General features: G+C 71.9%; 13 protein-coding genes. 10 read left to right on the top strand and 3 right to left on the bottom strand.

The window, feature by feature from the left end; translation table 11 throughout:
* The first annotated feature begins 251 nt into the window (after window positions 1-251).
* Window positions 252-806, top strand: a complete 555-nt coding sequence (locus ACZ6BB_RS39580; RefSeq protein ID WP_471619945.1) for a SigE family RNA polymerase sigma factor — start codon at window positions 252-254, stop codon at window positions 804-806.
* Entirely contained in the window at window positions 803-2,038 is a 1,236-nt protein-coding gene (locus ACZ6BB_RS39575; protein ID WP_471619944.1) for a WD40 repeat domain-containing protein, read from the top strand. Before ACZ6BB_RS39580 ends, ACZ6BB_RS39575 begins: the two co-directional genes overlap by 4 nt.
* A 9-nt stretch (window positions 2,039-2,047) precedes the next feature.
* Here ACZ6BB_RS39575 and dapA read toward each other — a convergent pair whose 3' ends face one another.
* A complete protein-coding gene (dapA, locus tag ACZ6BB_RS39570; protein ID WP_471619943.1) occupies window positions 2,048-2,983 on the bottom strand; it encodes a 4-hydroxy-tetrahydrodipicolinate synthase in 936 nt (311 codons plus the stop codon).
* 151 nt (window positions 2,984-3,134) lie between these two features.
* On the opposite strand from dapA, the gene ACZ6BB_RS39565 reads away from it, so the two are divergent.
* Window positions 3,135-3,596 carry a phage holin family protein gene (locus ACZ6BB_RS39565; RefSeq protein WP_471619942.1) on the top strand — a complete coding sequence of 154 codons (462 nt, stop codon included), beginning with the start codon at window positions 3,135-3,137 and terminating at the stop codon, window positions 3,594-3,596.
* Window positions 3,593-3,871, top strand: a complete 279-nt coding sequence (locus tag ACZ6BB_RS39560) for a DUF3618 domain-containing protein (protein ID WP_471619941.1) — start codon at window positions 3,593-3,595, stop codon at window positions 3,869-3,871. Before ACZ6BB_RS39565 ends, ACZ6BB_RS39560 begins: the two co-directional genes overlap by 4 nt.
* Window positions 3,872-4,235: 364 nt before the next feature.
* Here ACZ6BB_RS39560 and ACZ6BB_RS39555 read toward each other — a convergent pair whose 3' ends face one another.
* Window positions 4,236-5,333, bottom strand: coding sequence for a YihY/virulence factor BrkB family protein (locus ACZ6BB_RS39555; RefSeq protein WP_471619940.1), 1,098 nt, complete (start codon window positions 5,331-5,333; stop codon window positions 4,236-4,238).
* A gap of 114 nt (window positions 5,334-5,447) precedes the next feature.
* On the opposite strand from ACZ6BB_RS39555, the gene ACZ6BB_RS39550 reads away from it, so the two are divergent.
* From ACZ6BB_RS39550 to ACZ6BB_RS39540, 3 genes are all read left to right on the top strand, one after another.
* A complete protein-coding gene (locus ACZ6BB_RS39550) occupies window positions 5,448-6,155 on the top strand; it encodes an antibiotic biosynthesis monooxygenase (protein ID WP_471619939.1) in 708 nt (235 codons plus the stop codon).
* Window positions 6,156-6,226: 71 nt separating this feature from the next.
* Window positions 6,227-6,925: an ArsR/SmtB family transcription factor gene (locus ACZ6BB_RS39545; RefSeq protein WP_471619938.1), complete on the top strand. Its 699-nt coding sequence runs from the start codon at window positions 6,227-6,229 to the stop codon at window positions 6,923-6,925.
* A gap of 20 nt (window positions 6,926-6,945) precedes the next feature.
* A complete protein-coding gene (locus ACZ6BB_RS39540) occupies window positions 6,946-7,689 on the top strand; it encodes an SRPBCC family protein (protein WP_471619937.1) in 744 nt (247 codons plus the stop codon).
* 9 nt (window positions 7,690-7,698) lie between these two features.
* Here the strand turns inward: ACZ6BB_RS39540 and ACZ6BB_RS39535 are convergent, their stop codons facing one another.
* A complete protein-coding gene (locus ACZ6BB_RS39535) occupies window positions 7,699-9,522 on the bottom strand; it encodes an endonuclease/exonuclease/phosphatase family protein (protein ID WP_471619936.1) in 1,824 nt (607 codons plus the stop codon).
* Between the two features lie 416 nt (window positions 9,523-9,938).
* Between ACZ6BB_RS39535 and ACZ6BB_RS39530 the strand changes: the two genes are divergently transcribed.
* From ACZ6BB_RS39530 to ACZ6BB_RS39520, 3 genes are all read left to right on the top strand, one after another.
* Window positions 9,939-11,456, top strand: coding sequence for a hypothetical protein (locus ACZ6BB_RS39530; protein WP_471619935.1), 1,518 nt, complete (start codon window positions 9,939-9,941; stop codon window positions 11,454-11,456).
* A gap of 512 nt (window positions 11,457-11,968) precedes the next feature.
* Entirely contained in the window at window positions 11,969-13,441 is a 1,473-nt protein-coding gene (locus ACZ6BB_RS39525) for an alkaline phosphatase PhoX (protein ID WP_471619934.1), read from the top strand.
* 485 nt (window positions 13,442-13,926) lie between these two features.
* Window positions 13,927-15,519: a TROVE domain-containing protein gene (locus ACZ6BB_RS39520; protein ID WP_471619933.1), complete on the top strand. Its 1,593-nt coding sequence runs from the start codon at window positions 13,927-13,929 to the stop codon at window positions 15,517-15,519.
* Window positions 15,520-15,559 lie beyond the last annotated feature (40 nt).

Here is a 15,559-nt window from a genome sequence, read left to right as displayed (position 1 = left end):
AGAGGCGGGGCGGAAGAACGCGATGGAGGGGGGGGGGAGGGAGAGTTCGGCGCATTTTGGCGTGCCGCCCACTCTCTCCCGAGCACCTGTTCGTTCCCCAAAAAACACACCCCCCCCCCCCCGCCCCCGGCGCCGTTCTCCGGCGCCCGCACGACTTTCTTCCCCGGGGGTGGCATAGCCGGGCGCGGGTCCGCGCGTCACTAGGGGCACAGGGGCGGGACACGGGGCCCGCCGGGGAAGAGAAGGTGACGATGGATGCCGCGGGGCAGGAGAGTTTCCGGGAATTCGTGGCGGGGCGGTCGTCGGCTCTGCTGAAGACGGCCGTGCTGCTGAGCGGCGGGGACCGGCACGCAGGCGAGGACCTGCTGCAGAACGCGCTGATCAAGGCCGCCGGGCGCTGGCAGCGCATCGACGAGCCGGAGGCGTACGTACGGCGGATCCTCTACCGGCAGCAGGTCAGCCGATGGCGGCTGAAGTGGCGGCGCCGGGAGCTGACCGTCGCCGAGCCGCCCGAGAGCGGCGCCGCCGACGGGGCGGCCGGGGTGGAGCTGCGGCTGGTGATGCGCGGGGCACTGGCCCGGCTCACCGCCCGGCAGCGCACCGTCCTCGTGCTCCGCTACTTCGAGGACCTGCCCGAGGCGGAGGTGGCCCGGATCCTCGGGTGCACCGTCGGGACCGTCCGGTCCACGACCCACCGCTCGCTGGCCCGGCTGCGCGAACTCGCGCCCGAACTGGCGGCGCTCGGGTCCGCCGCCGCCGAGCAGACCCCGACCCGTGACTTCTCGCCCGTGGAGGTGCGTCCGTGAACGTCGACGAACTGGTGCGCGACTCCCTGCGGGAGCAGGCCGCCGAACAGCAGCCCCTGGGCCCCGGCTTCGCCGACCGGGTCCTGACCGCCCGGCGCCGCCGCCGGAACCGGTCGATCGCGACCGTCGCCGCGGCCACCGCGGCCGTGGTCGCCGTCGCGGTGGCCGTGCCGCTGCTGGACTCCGGCAAGGAAGAGGTGCGGCTCGCCACCGAGATGAACCGGAGCGACATCATCGCCCACCCCGACCAGTCGCCGCCGCGGGATCTGATCGCGGCGGGGGACGTGGCGCTGGCCGCCTGGTACACCTTCGACACCGTCAAGACCTCGAAGGACACCGCGGTCAGGGCACGCACCTACCGGATCCTCGACCAGGAGACCGGCAAGTACGTCAAGGACACCCGCTGGTCCCAGGTCTCGGTCGCTCCCGGCATGCGGACCGCCGCCGTCCTGGAGAAGGACCTGCCCGCCCGGCGGATCGGACTCCTCGACCTGCTCACCGGCGAGGTAGAGCGCTGGATCCCCGTCGACCGGGGCGTCGCGAGCGTCGAGTACTCGTCCGACGGCGGCAAGCTGGTCGCCACCACCTACAGCAAGAACCCCGACACGCTGACCAAGGCGGGCAACGACGTCGACGGCGACGGAAAGAAGAACGACTTCATTCCGAACTGGTCCAAGTCCGTGTCGTACCGGACCGGCTTCTACATCGTCGACGTCGACTCCGGCCGGAGCGAGTGGAGCGAGGCCGCGCCGGAGAAGGAGGACGGCCTGCTCTTCGTCAACTCCCGCCAGGACTTCTCCTTCAGCGGCGACGGCAAGCTGGTCCGCTCCGGGTTGAGCATGGAACCGCACGACCAGTACTACGACCTCAAGGGCGACAAGGTCGCCAAGCCGGCCAACGAGAAGTACCTGACCTGGTCGGTGGCGGCGCGGCTCTCGCCGGACGGCAAGCTCGCGGCCGGCGGGTTCGCGGGCGGCGCGAAGACGACCGCCTCCGAGATCCTCGACCCCTACACCGGCAAGCGGCTCCACAAGGTCCGTGGACAGCAGCTGCTCACCTGGGTCGACAACGAGCGGCTCATCGCCTGGGACATCCAGGGCGGCGGCAACGAGTACCACAACGGCCTCGTGCTCGTCACCATCGGCAGCGACAGGACGATCGCGCTCAGCGGCGCCCGTAAGGGCAACGACGGGGCGCCCGGTCGCTGGAACGCGGTCTTCGCCACCCGCTGACCACCCGTCTCAGACGGCCACCAGCCGTTCGTACGCTGCCAGCAGCCCGTCGGTCACTTCCTGACCGGCGGGCCGCAGCGGTGCGCGGACCGGGCCGGCGGGCAGGCCGAGCCGTCCCAGGAGCGCCTTCGCCGTGACCGTGCCGGGCAGGCCCGAGGACATCATCAGCTCGATGAGCGGGACGGCGCGCCGCTGGAGCCGGGCCGCCTCGGCGGTGTCGCCCGCGTCGAACGCGTCGACGATCGCCCGGACCTGGCGGGGGACCGCGTTCGCGACCGTGCTCACGTAACCCGACCCGCCGATCGCGTACAGCGCGAGCACGTACTCGTCGCAGCCCGTGTAGTACGCCAGCTCCGTCTCCGCCAGCACCTTCTGGGTGCCCAGGAGGTCGTACGCGCAGTCCTTCACCGCCACGATCCTCGGATGGTCCGCCAGGCGGATCATGGTCTCCGGGGCGATGCGGGTGCCGGTGCGGCCGGGGATGTCGTACAGGGCGACGGGCAGCCCCGAGGCGTCGGCGAGTTCCAGGAAATGGGCCTCGACCGCGTCCTGCGGGGGCGTGCTGTAGTACGGCGTGACCGCCAGCAGACCGTCCGCGCCCGCCTTCTCGGCCGCCAGCGCCAGTTCCACGGTGTGCCGGGTGTCGGCGGTGCCCACCCCGGCCACGATCACGGCCCGGTCGCCGACCGCCCCGCGCACGGCCCGGATCAGCTCCGTCTTCTCCGCGTCCGTCGTGGTCGGCGACTCGCCCGTCGTGCCGGAGAGCACCAGCCCGTCGCACCCTTCGGCCACCAGCCGGTCGGCCAGCCGCTGGGCCCCGTCCAGGTCGAGTGCGCCGGAGGGGGTGAAGGGCGTGATCATCGCGCAGAGGGCGCGACCGAAGGGGGCGGAGTGCGCCGGGGAGGCGGGCGTGGGGCCGTGAGCTCGGGTGCGGGTGAGGGTCATACGGGTAGTCTCGGGGGACTCATTGTGAAGCTCCACTTAAATTTTCTACGAAGTGTGTGGGAGGTCTGCTACGAGGATGAGGTGATGTCGCAGGGGTAGCGGGGGGCGGGACGGGTACTCGGGGCGTCCCGATGTGTGAGGAGGCGACACCGTGACCGGGACCACCGAGACCAGGCCCACGCGATTCGTGCGCTCCGCGCGATCCGCGCGTCCGGGGCCGGACGAACACGACCACCACTCCGTGGGCGAGCTGGTCGGGCAGGCCACCGAACAGCTCTCCCTGCTCGTACGACAGGAGGTCGCCCTCGCCAAGGAGGAGCTGGCCGAGAAGGGGCGGCGCGCGGGGCGCGGCGGCGGGCTGCTCGGCGCGGCCGGCGCGGTCGCCTATGTGGGGTTCATGACCCTCGCCGCCGCCGGGGTCGGGGCGCTCTCTCTCGTGCTGGACGTGTGGGCCGCCGCGCTCATCGTCATGGCCGTGCTGTTCGTGATCGCGGGCGTGCTGGCCGCGCTCGGGCGTGCGCAGCTCCGCCGGGCCACCCCGCCCAGGCCGGAGCGGGCGCTGGACAGCGTGAAGGCGGACGTGGACGAGATCAAGGAAAGGGCCCGGCGATGACACAGGCATCGAGCAGCACCGACGGTTCGGTGGGCGCGAAGGGTCCCGACGAACTCCGGCGGCAGATAGAGCAGACCCGGGCGCAGCTCGGCGACACGGTCGAGGAACTGGCCGCCAAGGCGGATGTGAAGGCCAGGGTGCAGGCGGCTCAGGCCGATGCGAGGGCGAAGGCCCACTCGGCGTGGGAGCGGGTGCCCCGGGAGATGGTGATCGTGGGTGGTGCGGGTATCGCCGTGGCCACGGTGGGAGTGCTGGTCTGGCGCCACCACCGTTAGGAGGCGCCACCACCGTCAGGAGGAGTGCGCCCGGGTCCTCCCGCCGCGCACGAGAGCCACTCGGCCGCTCGCCGGGTGTGGGAGACGGCAGGGGGAGTCCTGGCCTGTCCGCGTGCGGCAGCTGCGGGCGGGTCGGGTTCGTGTGCGCGGACGCCTGTACGGCGGTCGCCGGCCGGCCACCGCGAGCGTGCGATGCCGCCCTGCACGGCGGTCGCCGGCCGGCCACCGCCAGCGTGCGACGCCGAGACGCCGATCGGCAGACCACGGCCGCAGCCCCACGACGACTGCCCGCCCGCACCCGCGCCCCCACCCGCAGCCGGTACCTCTCCCCGACCGACCGTGGGTCCACTGCTCCTCCCCGGGTTCAGGTCTTCGCCAACGGGTCCCGGCCCGTCGGGGGCGTTTCCGTCCGGGCGCGGGCCTCTCGCAGGGCCCGCAGCCGGGCCGGCCACTTGCGGGTGTCCCGGGGCTCGACGTACGGCTCGTCGGTGGCGGAGTGGCCCTCGGCGATGGCCCGCTCGCGCGAGAGTTCCGCGTCGAATTCGAGGCCCAGCAGGATCGCCAGGTTGGTGAGCCAGAGCCAGATGAGGAAGACCACGGCGCCGGCGAGGGTGCCGTACGTCTTGTTGTAGGAGCCGAAGTTGGCGGCGTAGACGGCGAACCCGGCGGACGCGGCGAGCCAGATCAGCGTGGCGACGATGCCGCCGGGGCTGACCCAGCGGAAGCCCCGGCCGCGGACGTTGGGTGCCGCCCAGTACAGCAGCGCGATCATCAGCGTCACCAGCACCAGCAGCACCGGCCACTTCGCGATGTTCCACACCGCGATCGCCGCGTCACCGAGCCCGATGGTCGTGCCCGCGCGCTCGGCCAGCGGGCCGGTGAACACCACGATCAGCGCGCTCGCCGCCAGCATCACCATCAGCACCAGGGTCAGGGCGATCCGCAGCGGCGTCACCTTCCACGCCGGGCGGCCCTCCGGCAGGTCGTACACCGCGTTGGACGTACGGATGAACGCGGCCACGTATCCCGACGCCGACCACACCGCCGCCAGCAGGCCGACGATCGCCAGCAGTCCGCCCGTACCGCCGCTGTCGCTCAGCTGGACCACCGCGTCCCGCAGGATGTCCCGCGCCGGGCCGGGCGCCAGGTCGCCGATGTTGTCAAGGATCTTGTCGGTCGCGCGCTGTCCGACGACGCCGAGCATCGACACCAGCACCAGGATCGCCGGGAACAGCGACAGGACGCCGTAATACGTCAACGCGGCCGCGCGGTCGGAGAGTTCGTCGTCCTGGAACTCCTTGGCCGTGCGCCGCACCACCGCCCACCACGACCGTTTCGGCAGCCCGGTGGGGCCGTCCACGCCGGTCCGCTCCTCCGCCTCCGCCCGGGTCTCCGTCCCGTCCTTCGCCCCGGAATCCGGTTCCGTCCCCACCCGCTCGGCCTCGGGCCGCTTCTCGTCCATGACCGGGCGGGTCTCCCGAAACCGGGGCCCGAATCGCGGAGTTGACCTGAATCCTGGTTGAGGTCGAAAGGTGGTAGGTGCACACGCACCGAGTACCGATCAGGGGAGAGTGGCATGACCCGCCGTACGGACCTTCATCCCGTCCTCGACCGCCCCGATGTCGGGGCGTCCTTCTTCAGTACCTGGCAGGTGGGTACACCCGAGCGGCAGCGGCTGACCGTCGAGGCCGTCGCCGACACCTGGCAGCGCCGCCCCTGGCCCGCCGACGGGCTGCTGGGCTACTTCGTCTACACGGCGGAGGACGGCTCCGGCCTGCTGCACTACTCCCAGTGGGCCGACGAGCAGGCGTACGAGGCCTTCGCGCGGACGCGCCGGCAGGAGCGCGACGACGCCATCGACACCGCCGTGCCCGGCATCGAACGGGTGGGGCCCGGGCGCTACCGGCGTCACCGCAGCCTCACGGGGGAGGGCGACCGTGCCGCGCGGGTGCCGGGGTGCGTCGTGATCGTCGACGTCGAGTTCGAGGGGCCGGATCCGGCGCGGCAGCGCGCCTGGGTGGACGCCGTCGAGGAGGCCCTGGCGGCCGAGCCCGATCCGCACGCCGGCGGTATCGCCGCCCACTTCCACCTCGGCACCGACGGCACCCGTGTCCTCAACTACGCCGAGTGGGAGACCGCGCGGCACCACATCGACGCCCTGGCGGCCCCGGGTGACGGCGTCGGGTCCCCTTCGGCGCTCTGGCAGCGCGTGCGGACCTGGCCCGGACTGCGGAGCAGCACGGTCACGCGTCACGAGTACGCCCTCGGCCTGCTCCCGGACTGAACCGGGCGCCGCCCCTTTCCGAAAATTCGGATCGTCTGGACAAAAAAAGTTTTCGGTGAGACGGTGGAGCCATGTTGGACGTCACCGTGATCGAGGACCCCGAGGCCGCGGCGGTCTCGCTGGATCCGATACGTGCCCGGCTGCTGGCCGAGCTGGCGGCCGGGCCCGCCTCGGCCGCCATGCTGGCCGGGAAGGTCGGGCTGCCGCGCCAGAAGGTGAACTACCACCTCAAGGCGCTGGAGCGGCACGGCCTGGTCGAGCTGGCGGGAGAGCGGCGCAAGGGCAATGTCACCGAGCGGCTGATGCGGGCGACCGCCGCGTCGTACGTGATCTCGCCGCTCGCGCTCGCCGCCGTGCAGCCCGACCCGGACCGCTTCCGGGACCAGCTCTCCGCGCGCTGGCTGCTGGCGCTCGGGGCGCGGCTGGTCCGGGACGTCGGGTCGCTCGTCACGGGCGCGGCCCGGGCCCGCAAGGGGCTCGCGACCTACGCGCTGGACGGTGAGGTCACCTTCGCCTCGGCCGCCGACCGGGCCGCCTTCGTCCAGGAGCTGACGGCCGGGGTGAGCGCGCTCCTGCGCAAGTACGACGCGCCCGGCGCCGAGGCCGGCCGGGCGCACCGGATCGTCGTCGCCGTCCACCCCACGGTCAAGCCGCAGTCGGCCGACCGGCCCGCGCAGGCCCCACCGCCGGACCGGCTCGCCCAGTCCCCCCTGTCCGACCGGACCACCCAGACCCCGCTGCCCGACCGGACCGAACCGTCCGGTCAGTGAGACCTGTCGAGGAGCACGTCATGTCCAAGGAATTCGAGATCGCCCGGGAGTTCGAGGTCGACGCCACCCCCGAGGAGGTGTGGGAGGCCGTCACCGCCGGCACCGGCGGGTGGCTGTGGCCGATGGAGGCACCCGAACCGCGCGTCGGCGGCAAGGGGCCGTTCGGTTCCGACGTCATCGCCTGGGATCCGCCGCACCGGTACACCAACCGCGTCGCGGACGTCGAGGGCATCTCCGAACAGACCCTCAACCAGCTGGACTACACGATCGAACCGCGCGACGACGGCAAGCGGGCCTGGGTGCGGTACGTGCACAGCGGCATCTTCGTCGAGGACTGGGACAACCAGTACGACGGCGCCGCCAAGCACACCGGGTTCTATCTGCACACCCTGCGCCAGTACCTGACGCGCTTCCGGGGCCGTACGCTCACCGCGTTCGCCACCTTCGACGCGCCCGGGACGGCCGGGGCCCCCGACGCGCTCACCACCGTCGGGCGGGCACTCGGCCTCGCGGACGACACCTCCGAAGGGGCCCGGGTCCAGGTCAAGGGCCCTGACGGGCAACTCCTCGACGCCGTGGTCGACTACCGCGACCCGTACTTCATCGGTCTGCGCACCGACGACGCCCTCATCCGCTTCTTCGGCCGCAACCACTGGGGCCACCGGGTGGGCATGAGCGTCCACGACTTCGCGCCGGGTGCCGACGCCGGGGCGGACGAGAACGCGTGGCAGGGCTGGCTGAACGGCGTGTTCAGCCGGCCCTGAGCACATGGACTACGGCTCGAACCGCACCACCTGCGGGTCGTGGTCGCTGATCTGGTCGTTGAACTCCGAGTTGATGTGCACGCTGTCGTACGTGAACCCGGCGGCGCGCCGGACCGAACGGCTGACCAGGATCTGGTCGAGGACCTGGGCGTTGCCCTGGAAGACGTACGAGTAACGCTCCCGCTTCGGCAGCGACTTGATCGCCGACCACAGGACGCCACCGTCCTCCAGCTGCTTCGCGGTGTCGGAGAACTCGAAGTCGTTGATGTCGCCGAGGGCGATGACGGACGCCTTCTTGTCCTTCGCCAGGACCTGCTTGACGAAGGTGTTCACGGCCTTCGCCTGCAGGTGGCGCTGGGTCTCCGAGCTGCGCTTCGGCGGCTGGAACTCCGAGTGCAGCGCCTGGTCGCCGCCCTTGGACGCGAAGTGGTTCGCGACCACGAAGACGGACTTGCCGCGGAAGGAGAACTCGCCGACGAGCGGCTTGCGGCTGTTCGTCCAGGCGGCGTTCGCCGGGTCGATCCGGCCCGGGGACACCGTCAGCCGCGCCTTGCCGTTCGCCTTCGTCACGCCGACGGCGGTCGTGGCGTCGCCGCCCGCGCGGTCGGTGAAGGAGACCCGCTCGGGGTTGAACAGGAAGACCTGGCGGATGTTGCCGCCGGGCTCGCCGCCGTCCGCGAGGTTCACCGGGTCGATGGACCGCCAGTCGTACGCCGGACCGCCGGCCGCCTTGATCGCGTCGATCAGCTTCTTCACGGTCTTGTCGGCGGCGACCGTACCGTCGTTGGTGGCACCGTTGTTGTCCTGGATCTCCTCCAGGGCCACGATGTCGGGCGCCTGCAGGTGGTGCACGACCGCGGCCGCGTGGTCCGCGAAGGAGGCGTCCGAGGGGTCCAGGTTCTCGACGTTGTACGTCGCCACCGCGAGCTCGCCGCGCGCCTGCCTGTCGGTCGTCTCGCGCTCCAGGCCGCCCTGCTTCAGGGTGCCGATCCGGTTGGCGACGAGGGTGTAACCGCCGAACTGGTTGTAGTCCAGCGGGCCGGCCGTCGTGCCCTTCAGCACGTCGCCGACGTTCGCCTTCGGGAAGTCGGCGACCGCACCCAGCGACTGGATCTGCAGCCGGCCGGTGTTCTGCGAGGTGTAGGAGTCGTACAGCGCGCCACCGCGGCGGTTGTCGTTCTCCCGGGGCTTCACCGTGACCCACAGCTCGGTGAACGGGTCGCTGGCGCCGACCACACGGGTGTCGGCGACCTGGACGTTCATGCCCTCCAGGGACTCGTAGTGGTCCAGGGCGTACGTGGCCGGGGCGAGCTTGAGGCCGTTGATCGAGCCGGCGGCGGCGGGGTCGCCCGCCGGGGCGTACTTCTTCGGCACGGACTTGGTGTCGACGACGGTCGCGGCCGGAACGGCGTTGCCCGTGGAGACGACCGTGATCGTCGGGCGGGAGATCTGCGTCACAGACTGGTTTCCGGACGAAGTGCCGCCCGGTATGAACTCGCCGACCGTGCCCGAGACCGTCACCGCGTCGCCCACCGAGACCGTCGGCCGGGAGCTGGTGAAGACGAAGACGCCCTCGCTCGTGGCGGGGTCGGCGTCCGCCTCGGAGTCCTGGATCCAGAAGCCGCGCGAGCCGTAGGTGCGCACGCCGGTGACGATGCCCTGCACCCCTGCGACCTGCTGGCCGACGAGCGGGGACGTCCGGGTGGTGCCCTGGATGTCGTGGATGCGGATGGAGTCCGCCTCGGCGGGCGAGGTCAGGACCACGGCGGACACGGTGGAGCAGATGGTGGCGACGGTCAGCGCGCCGATGCGCGCGGTTCTCTTGCTCGGCAAGGGGATCCCTCCGGGGACGTACGTGGCGCCGGGACGAGAGTGGACGGGGTGGCCTGCGACCGGTGGGGCGGTGCGACGCGCGTAGAAACCGGCGGACCGATGAATTCCGACAGTCGTGCCTCCGGGAGGCCCCGGAATCGTCCCAGAGCTACCCGTGAGTTTCTACGCGCGTCAATCTCCTGCCTGGTCAGGCCAGTTGTCAAGGTTTCAGCCATGTCAAACTCCTGGCAGGTACATGAACCGGGCGGCATGGGTCCAAATCCGTCTAGGCTGAGCGGCTGCGTACCCGTGCCCGTACCGGTAGGCGTTCGCATAGCCGTAGGCGTACGCGGAGCGCGTACGGAAGCCCCCTCGCGGGGGCGCCCCCGTCGCTCGGCAGTCGTTCGTCAGCACCCGTTCCGAGGAGATCCCCGCCGATGTCAGACAGCTCGCCACTGCCGCCGGTGCGGCTTCTCCCCGCAGCGGAGCTGGCGCGAGAGGCGCTCGCCACACCTTTGCTCTCGCGCGCCGCGCGGCTCGCCCGCTGGGCCGGGCCCGACACGCGGGTGGGCACCGGGGGCGAACTCGTCGACGAGCAGCTGCCCGCCGCCGCCGAGGCGCTCGGGCTCACCGGCGCGGGTGTCGAAGGAGACGACGGTGACGACGCGGCGGCGTCGGCCAGTGAGGCCTGGCGGGTGGCCGTGGACACCGGGCTCGTCGAGATCGTCAACCCCGACGGACCCGAGGGGGCCGACGGGCCCGGGGGAGAGGGGGAGGGGACGGTCGCCGTGGGCGAGGAACTCGCCCTCCTCACCTCCGGCGGGCCGCAGGACGTGCTCGGCATCTGGCTCACGGCCCTGGAGACCGTCCTCGCCGACGCCGCCGTACCCGACCTCGACGGCCTCGTCGACGCGATGGACGCCGGCGGCGAGATCGACTTCTCCGAGCTGGACTGGGACCCCGAGGCCGAGGCGGAGTTCCTCGACGGGGTGCTCGGCAACCTGTACCTCCTCACCGTCAGCGAGGACGGCCCCGACGGGCCCGTGCCGCTCCCCGCCCTCGCCGCCTCGATGATCGTCCCCGACGACATGGGGGAGCCCACCAACGACGTGCTGGAACAGGTCTCGGACGCGATGATGCGGCTCGACGACCAGTTCCGGGTGCTGGAGCCGATCGGGCTGGTGGAGTACCAGCCGGTGGACGAGGCGCTGATGACGGACGCGGAGGAGGTCGCCGCCGAGGGGCAGGGCGGCGCGGCCGCGGTCGACGACACCGATGTCACGCGGTACGGCATGGTCCGGCTCACCCCGCTCGGGCTGTTCGGGGTGCGGGCCCGGCTCCTGGAGGCCGGCGTGCCGGCGCCGGCGGTCGGGGACCTCGTGGACAAGGGCGCGGACGCGCTGCTGGACGGCACCGCCGGGTTCCCGCCGGCCGCCGCTCAGGCCGAGACCGAGCAGTGGCTCGCCCGCCGGGAGCCGTCGGCCGCGGCGCGTGAGCTGCTGGCCGCCGCGCGGGGCACCGACGCCGGCGCCCCGCTGCGGCGGCTGCGCTGCCAGCAGGCGCTGTCCCTGGTGGGGGGCGTGGCCGAGCCGGCCCTCCGGGAGGTGCTGGACGACCCCGAGCTGGGCGGGCTCGCCCGGGTGTGGCTGACCGAGAACGGGGCCGCCGATGTGCCCGTGCCGTCCGAGGCGATGGTCTTCTGGCTGACCATCGACACGGTCGCCGCGCAACTGGCGGCCGAGGGGAACTCCGCGGAGCTGCGGGCGCTGGTGGAGGGGCTGGCCGCGCAGCACGGCTCGTTCTTCGCGGCGGCGTGGCGGGTGGATCATCCCGCCACGCCCGATGTCCTTGAGGCGATGGGGCGGATCCATCCCGACAAGAGGGTGGCGAAGGAGGCCCGCAAGGCGGCGTTCAAGGCGCGGTCGCAGAAGGGGCCGGGGGGTTTCGCGCCGTAGTTCGGGCGCCCGGTGAGGTTCGGGGGCGTCCGGTGGTTTCGGGGCGTCCGGGGGCTGGAGGACGCCCGAGGGCTCGGGGGTGCGTGGGCGGCTGCGGGCCCGGGGGGCTTCTCGCGCAGTTCCCCGCGCCCCTGAAAGCTTCAGGCCCCTGCGGGCCTGAAGAGCACGGCCCTGCAGGCGCCTGGATAGCACGGCTCTGCGGGCCCGGGAAGCACCGTTCTGCGGGGCTGAAGAGCGACTGGGGCGACGGGACTGAGAAGCGTGGGGCGCAGCCTTCGGTTTTCAGGGGCGCGGGGAACTGCGCGACCAGCCCCCACCGGAGCCGCACGCGCCGACGTGCCCGGACGTCAAAGACATGAGGCGCGGGCGAAGGGGCGCGGCCCCTCGGTGGTTCACCGAAGACAGGAGGCGCCCTTCTCCCCGCGTTCAGGGCGCGTTCAGGCGCGGGCGCGACCGTGGCGCGACACCTCGGGTCCGCCCCCACGGTCCTCCACCGCCACACAGGAGACAGCATGTCGCTCACCCGCAGGGACTTCGCCGGACGGTCCGCGGCCACCGGAGCCGGCGTCGTGCTGGCCGGAAGCGTGGGCGCCCTGGCCACCGCGCCGAACGCCCTCGCGTCGACGGACCCGGACCTGGACCCGGACCCGGACTCGACCCGGGAGACCGCCCACCGCTCCGAACGCGCGGCGGCACGAGTCGGCTACGGCCCCCTCGTGCCCGACCCCCAGGGCATCCTGGCGCTGCCCGCCGGATTTTCCTACCGCATCCTCACCCACAGCGGCAGGACCAGGCTGGAGTCGGGCGAGTTCACCCCTGGCAAGCACGACGGCACCGCCGCCTTTCCCGGGCCCCGCGGCACCACTCTCCTCGTCAACAACCACGAGCTGAAGGGCCCTCGGGCCAAGTGGGAGTTCCCGGTGCCGCTCACCGAGGGGCTCGTGTACGACCCGGCGGCGGCCGGCGGCTGCACGGTGGTGGAGGTACGGCCGGACGGCCGGGTCGCCGAGTGGGTCGGCATCGCGGGCACCTCCACCAACTGCGCGGGCGGCTCCACCCCGTGGGGCACCTGGCTCACCTGTGAGGAGAACTCCGACCGGGCCGGCGTCAACGGCATGACCAAGGACCACGGCTACGTCTTCGAGGTCGACCCCTGCGACCGCCGCGCCAACCGCGCCCCGAAGCCGCTGAAGTTCTTCGGCCGCTACGACCACGAGGCCGTCGTCATCGACCCCAAGCGGGGCCACGCCTACCTCACCGAGGACGCGGCCGCCCCCAACGGCCTCTTCTTCCGCTGGACCCCGCCCAGGGGATTCATCCACGGGCCCGGGAAGTTCCGTACCCTCGCCGACGACGCGGGCGTCCTCCAGGCCCCCCGCTGCTTCGACTCCGGCGGCCGCTTCGTCGACGACCTGTCCCGCGCCACGCGGATCGGCACGGTGTACGGCGTCGACTGGATCGATGTGCCCGACCGGGACGCCAGGACCGTCGCCGTCCGCAAACAGTTCGCCGACTCCGAGATCACCCGCGCCCGCAAACTGGAGGGCATGTGGTGGGGCGACGGCGGAGCGTACGTCGTCTCCTCGTACGCCCGTGACGAGAGCCCGGTGCGGCACGACGGCCAGGTCTGGTTCTACGACCCCAAGCGCCGCACCCTGACCCTGAAGGTCCTGCTCGGCGTCAACCCGGACCCGTCCGCCGACGGCGCCCTCGACGGCCCCGACAACATCACCGTCTCCCCCTACGGCGGCATCGTCCTCGCCGAGGACGGCGAGGGCGTCTCGCACCTGTTCGGCGCCACCGACAGCGGCCGTACGTATCCGATCGCCCGCAACGACCTGAACATCGTCACCGAGGAGGCGCCGGAGTACAGCGAGTTCGCCGGCGTCACCTTCTCGCCCGACGGAAAGACCCTCTACGCCAACATCCAGACGCCGGGAATCCTGCTCGCGATCACCGGGCCGTGGAAGCGGCAGCGGTGGTAGTCAATTCGTTGGCCCGGCCCGTGGTACGCCCGCTAGAGTGATGCACGTCCAGGTGCGAAGGCAGACCTACCATCAACGTATGGGGTGGCCGCGGGTTCGAGTCCCGTCACCGGTACCAACACGCCGGTGTAGCTCAGTTGGTCAGAGCACCGGTTCGCCTGCTTCGATCTCTGGACACCCAAAGCTTCACGTACCTCCCGGTGCGTTTCGATCTCGGGGGGCGCGGCAGATGGTGCGTGCCCGTGCGCAGGCAGCGGATACCTCGGGGACTGATGAGGAGAGTTCCTCGTGCGGGTTCGAATTCCGTCATCGACGTCCGGTCGGTGTGGCGGAACGGAAGACGCGCCAGTCGTCAGGACCGCCGCCGATTCCGACCTCGGGCACCCTCCCTCTGCCGTGTCTCCCCCGAACCAGAGTTCATACATCAGGAACAGGAATTCCCCGCACGACGTGTGACGTGGCGAGGAATTCGGGGGGAGTTCGTCATGGCGCGGTCCAACACGAAGGCCGGCACGGCCCGGCCCGCCTCCCGTGCCACCTTCATGGGATTCACGGGATGCGGGCTACCTACGTACGAGGGCGAGCGGGACGAGCGCTTCGAGCTCTTCCTGCTCTCGATCGGCAGCTCCGTCGCGCAGAAGACGCTCCACGAGAGCGAGAGCGGTGAGGACCGCGCCGACCGGTTCGCCGCGCTCGTGCGCCGGCTCGCCGTCACCGACCCGGAATGGACGGCCGGCCTGCTCGGCTGGCTGCGCGGCGAGGGCGACCTCCGTACGGCCTCGATCGCGGGCGCCGCCGAGTACGTGAAGGCACGGCTCGACGCGGGTGTCACCGACGGGCCCACCAACCGTGAGGTCGTCGCCTCGGTGCTGCAACGCCCCGACGAGCCCGGTGAACTGCTCGCCTACTGGACCTCGCACTACGGCCGCGCCCTGCCCAAGCCCGTGAAGCGGGGAGTCGCCGACGCCGTACGACGGCTGTACAGCCCCCAGGCGCTGCTGAAGTACGACACCAGGTCCAAGGGCTATCGCTTCGGCGACATCCTGAACCTGGTGCACGCGGCGCCGGACCCGGACAAGCCGTGGCAGGGGGATCTGTTCCAGTACGCCCTCGACCGGCGCCACAACCCGGACACCGCCGTCGTGCCCCGGTCCCTGCCCATGCTCGCCGCACACCGTGACCTGATGGAGATACGGCCCGCCAAGCGGCGCTGGATCGTGACCGGCTCCGGGGCCGCCCAGCGGCTCGCGGACGCGGGCCTCACCTGGGAGACGCTGGAGCGCTGGCTGCAGAGGCCGATGGACAGGGCGGCCTGGGAGGCCGTCATCCCGTCCATGGGCGTCATGGCGCTGACCCGGAACCTGCACCACTTCGACGAGGCCGGTGTCGGCGACAAGGCCGCGGCGCGGGTCGCGGCACGGATCAGTGATCCGGTGGAGGTCAAGCGGTCGCGGCAGTCACCCTCCGGCTACCTCGCGGCCTACCACCACGCGCTCTCGCCGCGCTGGGCGTACCCGCTGGAGCAGGCGCTCGGTCACTCGCTGGCCAACGTGCCCGCGCTGCCCGGCCGGACCCTGGTCCTGGTCGACCGCTCGAACTCGATGTTCATCTCGCCGCTGACCGACCACTCCCCGCTCACCTACGCGGACGCGGCGGCGATCTTCGGCACGGCGCTCGCGCTGCGGGCGGCGAACGCGGATCTCGTCGAGTTCGGGTGCACGAGCAGGGTGGTGGAGTTCGGCGCGCGCGAGTCCGTGCTGAAGATCATCGGCCGGTTCGGCGGCCCTTACTGCACCGACCACACCACCGAGGCCGTCCGCAGCCACTACCGGAAGCACGACCGGGTGCTGGTCATCACGGACGATCAGGGCAGGTACAGCCGGCACGGCGACCCGACCGCGCAGATCCCGGCCGACGTCCCGGTCTACACCTGGAACCTCACCGGATTCCAGATGGGCCGCATCCGGCCCGACACAACGAACCGCCACACCTTCGACGGGCTCTCCGACGAGGCCGTCCGCATGGTGCCGCTTGCGGAGGGGGCCCGGAACGCCGAATGGCCGTGGGAGGTCGAGTGACGCCGGTCCGCGGACCGGCGGTCCACGAGCACGGGGGATG

The sequence above is a fragment of the Streptomyces sp. NPDC041108 genome (assembly GCF_055592645.1).
This window is presented reverse-complemented; position numbering and strand designations above follow the sequence as displayed.

Bases quoted from the DNA above. Each gene is read 5' to 3' on its own strand.
- ACZ6BB_RS39560 (WP_471619941.1), top strand. From the start codon at position 3,593: ATGACACAGGCATCGAGCAGCACCGACGGTTCGGTGGGCGCGAAGGGT.
- ACZ6BB_RS39530 (WP_471619935.1), top strand. From the start codon at position 9,939: ATGTCAGACAGCTCGCCACTGCCGCCGGTGCGGCTTCTCCCCGCAGCG.
- ACZ6BB_RS39540 (WP_471619937.1), top strand. From the start codon at position 6,946: ATGTCCAAGGAATTCGAGATCGCCCGGGAGTTCGAGGTCGACGCCACC.
- ACZ6BB_RS39520 (WP_471619933.1), top strand. From the start codon at position 13,927: ATGGCGCGGTCCAACACGAAGGCCGGCACGGCCCGGCCCGCCTCCCGT.
- ACZ6BB_RS39545 (WP_471619938.1), top strand. From the start codon at position 6,227: ATGTTGGACGTCACCGTGATCGAGGACCCCGAGGCCGCGGCGGTCTCG.
- ACZ6BB_RS39550 (WP_471619939.1), top strand. From the start codon at position 5,448: ATGACCCGCCGTACGGACCTTCATCCCGTCCTCGACCGCCCCGATGTC.
- ACZ6BB_RS39580 (WP_471619945.1), top strand. From the start codon at position 252: ATGGATGCCGCGGGGCAGGAGAGTTTCCGGGAATTCGTGGCGGGGCGG.
- ACZ6BB_RS39525 (WP_471619934.1), top strand. From the start codon at position 11,969: ATGTCGCTCACCCGCAGGGACTTCGCCGGACGGTCCGCGGCCACCGGA.
- ACZ6BB_RS39555 (WP_471619940.1), bottom strand. From the start codon at position 5,333: ATGGACGAGAAGCGGCCCGAGGCCGAGCGGGTGGGGACGGAACCGGAT.
- dapA (WP_471619943.1), bottom strand. From the start codon at position 2,983: ATGACCCTCACCCGCACCCGAGCTCACGGCCCCACGCCCGCCTCCCCG.